General features: G+C 72.1%; 5 protein-coding genes. All 5 read left to right on the top strand.

What is annotated here, in order from left to right; translation table 11 throughout:
- The first annotated feature begins 229 nt into the window (after window positions 1-229).
- Window positions 230-1,435 (top strand): substrate-binding domain-containing protein, encoded by a 1,206-nt coding sequence (locus DLJ47_RS33445; RefSeq protein WP_109906123.1) that lies wholly within the window; start codon window positions 230-232, stop codon window positions 1,433-1,435.
- Window positions 1,436-1,438: 3 nt separating this feature from the next.
- The gene (locus tag DLJ47_RS33440) at window positions 1,439-2,182 is read left to right on the top strand and encodes an ABC transporter ATP-binding protein (protein WP_109906121.1); all 744 of its coding nucleotides are present in this window, start codon (window positions 1,439-1,441) and stop codon (window positions 2,180-2,182) included.
- On the top strand, window positions 2,182-2,949 hold the full coding sequence (locus DLJ47_RS33435) for an ABC transporter ATP-binding protein (RefSeq protein WP_199236107.1): 768 nt from the start codon (window positions 2,182-2,184) through the stop codon (window positions 2,947-2,949). The genes DLJ47_RS33440 and DLJ47_RS33435 overlap by 1 nt, the downstream gene beginning before the upstream one ends.
- A complete protein-coding gene (locus DLJ47_RS33430) occupies window positions 2,949-3,839 on the top strand; it encodes a branched-chain amino acid ABC transporter permease (protein WP_109906119.1) in 891 nt (296 codons plus the stop codon). The genes DLJ47_RS33435 and DLJ47_RS33430 overlap by 1 nt, the downstream gene beginning before the upstream one ends.
- Window positions 3,836-4,935, top strand: a 1,100-nt coding sequence (locus DLJ47_RS33425) for a branched-chain amino acid ABC transporter permease (RefSeq protein WP_109906117.1), incomplete at its 3' end; no start/stop codon positions are given. The genes DLJ47_RS33430 and DLJ47_RS33425, both read left to right, overlap by 4 nt.

Raw genomic sequence — 4,935 nt, 5'->3', positions numbered from 1 at the left:
CGGGCGGGTGGGGGGCGGTGGCGGGGTGCGACACATGCCCGGTTTCGGCCATGGCTGCCGCGCCCATCGCGGCGGTAGGCCGTCACTGCCGCAGGTCGGCGGCTGTTACGGTCGGCCACCCGACCCCTGTTACTTGTGTGTTTCGGCCACATAGCCCGTGCGTGACGTCACTTCTAGCGTGAGCCGACAAATGAGTTCCCTTCCCTCCGAGTCCTCACGTGGAGTCGCAATGACGGTCCGGACGACGCGGCGGGTGTTCCTGTCCACCGCCACGATGATGGCCGCGGCGCTCGCCGCCACGGCCTGTGGCAGCCCGCAGGACACCGCCTCCGGTGGCGGCGACAGCGCCGCCCCGGTCAAGGTTGGCCTGGTCTACTCCCAGTCGGGAGCGCTGGCCAGCTACGGCAAGCAGTACATCGAGGGGTTCAAGGCCGGCCTCGACTTCGCCACCAAGGGCACCAACAAGGTCGGCGACCGGTCCATCGAGATCACCGAGGTCGACGACGCCGGCGACCCGGCGAAGGCGGTCTCCGCGGCCAAGGACCTGATCGGCAAGGGACACAAGATCATCGCCGGTTCGACCGCGTCCGGGGTGGCCCTCCAGGTCGCGCCGATCGCGGCGCAGAACAAGGTGCTGTTCATCTCCGGGCCGGCCGCGACCGACGCGGTGACCGGCGCGAACAAGTACACCTTCCGGTCCGGCCGGCAGTCGTACCAGGACGTGCTGACCGCCAAGTCGTTCATCGGCGACCCGGCCGGCAAGAAGGTCGTGGTCTTCGCCCAGGACGGCGCCTTCGGCGACGCCAACGAGGCGGCCGTGAAGACCGTCATCGGCGGCGCCGGCGCGACCGTCAGCAGCGTCCGGGCTCCGGCCAGCGCCACCGAGTTCACCCCGTTCGCCAGCCAGATCAAGGCCGCCAAGCCGGACCTGCTCTTCGTCGCCTGGGCCGGCACCACCGCCCCGGCCATGTGGCAGACCCTCGACCAGCAGGGCGTGCTCTCCTCGACCACGGTCGTCACCGGCCTGGACATCCGCGCCAGCTGGCCGACCTTCGGCGCCGCCGGCAGCAAGATCTCGTTCCTGTCGCACTACTTCGACGGGGCCACCGACAACGAGGCCACCAAGGCCGCCAAGGCCAAGATCCCGGGCGGCACGCTCGACCTGTTCCACCCGGACGGCTTCGCCGCCGCGCAGATGGTCGTCCGCGCCGTGCAGGAGGGTGGCGACGACGTCGAGAAGATGGTCACCGCGCTGGAGGGCTGGAGCTTCGACGGTGTGAAGGGCAAGATGACCATCCGCGCCGAGGACCACGCCCTGCTCCAGCCGATGTTCCAGGCCAAGCTGACCGGCAGCGGCACCACCTTCACGGCCACCGCGCAGAAGAGCCTCACCGGCGACGAGAGCGCGCCGCCGGCCGTGGCGATGAAGGGCTGAACCATGCTCGCCACCCGCGGTCTGACCTGGCGGATCGGTGAGGTCGCCATCGTCGACAGCGTCTACCTCGACCTGGCGCCCGGGGAGTTCCTCGGCGTCATCGGGCCGAACGGCGCCGGCAAGACCTCACTGTTCAACCTGATCACCGGCCTGCGCCGGGCCACGGAAGGACGGGTCGCCCTCGACGGGCAGGACATCTCGTCCCTGCCGCCGCACCGGCGGGCCCGTCTCGGACTGGGCCGTACCTTCCAGGCGTCCTCGGTCTTCGGCTCGCTCAGCGTGCGGGAGAACGTGCGGCTCGCCGTACAGGCGCACCGCGGGGGCTCGATGAAGCTGTGGCGGCGGGCGGCGGCCGACCGGGAGGTGGCCGCCGCCGCCGACGCGGCGCTGGAGCGCGTCGGCCTCGCCCACCGGGGCGCGGCGCTCGCCGGCACGCTGGCCCACGGCGAGAAGCGCAAGCTGGAGATCGCGCTGCTGCTGGCCGGCGAGCCGCGGGTGATGCTGCTCGACGAGCCGATGGCCGGGGTCAGCGCCGAGGACGTGCCGGAACTGGTGACGGTGATCCGTTCGCTGACCGGCGACAGCGGCCGGTCGGTGCTGATGGTGGAGCACCACATGGACGTGATCCTGGAGTTGGCCGACCGGATCGCCGTGATGCACCATGGCGCGCTGCTGGCCTGCGACACCCCGGAGACGGTGATGGCCAACCCCACCGTGCAAGAGGCCTACCTGGGGGAGTCGCTCTGATGGAACCCGTCCTCAACGTGGAGAACCTGTCGGTCCGGATCGCCGGGCTGCACATCCTGCAAGGGGTGTCGTTCACCGTCGCCCCGACCGGCGTCACCGTGCTGCTCGGTCGCAACGGCGTCGGCAAGACCACCACCCTGCGCGCCATCGTCGGCCTCACCCCGCGTGGCGGGGAGGTGCGCGGCACCATCCGGATGGGCGCGCAGAGCCTGCTGGCCCGGCCCACCCACCGGCTGGTCCGCGGGGGGCTCGGCTACGTGCCCGAGGACCGCTGCGTCTTCGCCGGGCTCACCGTCGCGGAGAACCTGCGGCTCGCCGAACGGCGCGGCACCACCCCGGCGTACGACAAGGTGTACGCGCTCTTCCCGGAGCTGGACCGGCGCGGCCGGCAGCGTGCCGGGTCGCTCTCCGGCGGGCAGCAGCAGATGCTCGCCATCGGCCGGGTGCTGCTCAACGACAACCGGCTGCTGCTGGTCGACGAGCCGACCAAGGGGTTGGCGCCGAAGGTGGTGACCGAGGTGGCCGAGGTGCTGGAACGGGTCGCCGAGTCCGTGCCGGTGCTGCTCGTCGAGCAGAACCTGGCGGTGGTCCGGCGGCTCGCCCGGGACGCGGTGGTGCTGGCCGCCGGCCAGGTGGCCTGGGTCGGGGACGCGCAGCAGTTGCTGCTGGAGACCGCGCTGACCAAGTCGCTGCTCGGCGTGGGCTCCGCGGAGGGGCACGCGCCGGCCGCGTCCGGTGGGCCGACCGCAGGGAAGGACGCGCACTGATGGACACCATCGTCCTGCTGACGCTGACCGGGCTCGGCCTGGCGGCGCTCTACTTCCTGGTCGCCTCCGGGCTCTCGCTGGTCTTCGGCCTGGCCGACGTGCTCAACTTCGCGCACGGGCTGTTCCTCGGCGTCGGCGCGTACGCCACCTGGTGGGCGGCGGGCAACCTGCCCGGCGCCGGCGGCGACGGCTTCGGCTTCCTGGTCGCGGTCGCCTTCGGGGTGGCCGCCGGCACGCTGGTCGCGGTGCTGGTCGAGCTGGTGCTGATCCGGCCGCTCTACTCCCGCACCATCGAGCAGGTGCTGGTCACCGTCGGCCTGTCGCTGGCCGGGGTGGCGCTGCTCCAGGCCACCTGGGGCGCGGATGCCCGGCCGTTCCCGCGGCCCGACTGGACCCGGCAGGTCACCGGCATCCTCGGCGCGCAGGTGCCCAACGGCGGCCTGCTGCTGATCATCGCCGCGGTGGCGGTGCTCGGCGCGATCCTCGCCTTCCTCCGCTGGACCCGCTACGGCCTGGTGATCCGGGCCGGGGTGGAGAACCGGGAGATGGTGACCGCGCTCGGCATCGACGTGCGCAAGGCGTTCACCCTGGTCTTCGCGATCGGCGGGGCGGCCGCGGCACTGGCCGGCGCACTGGGTGGCGTCTACTTCGGCACGGTCTCGCCGGGCCAGGGCGGCTCACTGCTGATCTTCGCGTTCATCGTCGTGGTGATCGGCGGGATGGGCTCGGTGGTCGGGTCCGCGTACGCGGCGGTCGCGGTCGGCCTGCTGCAACAGTTCGTGAACTACTACGGCACCTCCGGGCTGGGCGACATCTGCGTGGTCGCGCTGCTGGCCGTGGTGCTGCTGCTGCGCCCGCAGGGCATCGCCGGAAAGGTGGCAACGGCATGACCGAGGTCAAGAGTCCCGAGGTTCCCGCGCCGCCGGCGGCGGTGCCCGCCGAACTGACGCCGGACACCGGCCGGTGGCACCGGGTGCGCCCGTTCCTGCCGCTGGTCGCGCTGGTGGTCGCGCTGATCCTGCCGTACTCGACGGTGCACCTGCCGGGCATCTTCGAGGGCCCGCTGAACTCGCCGGGCACCCTGCAACTGCTCGCCGTGTGCCTGGTCTTCGGCGGCCTGGCGGCCGGCTACGACCTGCTCTTCGGCCGCACCGGCATGCTCTCCTTCGGGCACGCGCTCTACTTCGCCGCCGGCGTCTACGGCACCGACATCCTGATCACCAAGGCCGGGTTGCCGCTGTGGCAGGCCGCGCTGCTGACCATCACCGGCGGCACCATCCTCGCCGCGCTGCTCGGCGCCGTCGCGCTGCGCACCGTCGGGATCGCGTTCGCCATGGTGACGCTGGCCTTCGCCCAGGTCGGCGCGATCCTGGTGGCCCGGGACTTCGGCGGGCTCACCGGCGGCGAGGAGGGACTGCCGCTGGACGTCTCCAACCTGCCCCCGGCGCTGGTCGGGGTCGCCAACACGGTCAACCTCTACTGGCTGGCGCTGGCGTACCTGGTCGTGGTGATCTTCGTGGTGCACCGGGTGAGCGGCTCGCCGACCGGGCGGGTGCTCGCCGGCCTGCGCGACGACGAGCGCCGGATCGGGGTGCTCGGGCTCGACCCGTACCGGTTCAAGCTGGTGGCGTTCACCCTGGCCGGCGGGCTGGCGTCGGCCGGGGGCGTGGTCTACTGCCTGATCGTCGGCGGCGCCTCGCCGCACATCACCTCGTCCGAGCTGACCCTGTCGCTGCTGGTCATGGTGGTGCTCGGTGGGCCCGGCACCCGGTGGGGCCCGGTGCTCGGCGGCATCCTCTACATGTACCTGGACCACCGGCTGGTCGCGTTCGGCACCAGCGACGCGGTGGACGCCCTGCCCGCGATCCTCAGCCGCCCCCTGTCCCAGCCGCTCTTCGTCCTGGGCACCGTCTTCATCCTGGCCGTCTACTTCTTCCCCGGCGGCCTGGCCAGCCTCGCCCCCCGCCTAACCCACCTCCGCAAAAC

Source organism: Micromonospora sp. S4605 (assembly GCF_003176715.1).
GTDB lineage: Bacteria > Actinomycetota > Actinomycetes > Mycobacteriales > Micromonosporaceae > Micromonospora > Micromonospora echinaurantiaca.
The sequence above is the reverse complement of the archived record's forward strand: the minus strand, read 5'-3'. Positions and strand labels throughout refer to the sequence as shown.

Bases quoted from the DNA above. Each gene is read 5' to 3' on its own strand.
- DLJ47_RS33435 (WP_199236107.1), top strand. From the start codon at position 2,182: ATGGAACCCGTCCTCAACGTGGAGAACCTGTCGGTCCGGATCGCCGGG.
- DLJ47_RS33445 (WP_109906123.1), top strand. From the start codon at position 230: ATGACGGTCCGGACGACGCGGCGGGTGTTCCTGTCCACCGCCACGATG.
- DLJ47_RS33440 (WP_109906121.1), top strand. From the start codon at position 1,439: ATGCTCGCCACCCGCGGTCTGACCTGGCGGATCGGTGAGGTCGCCATC.
- DLJ47_RS33430 (WP_109906119.1), top strand. From the start codon at position 2,949: ATGGACACCATCGTCCTGCTGACGCTGACCGGGCTCGGCCTGGCGGCG.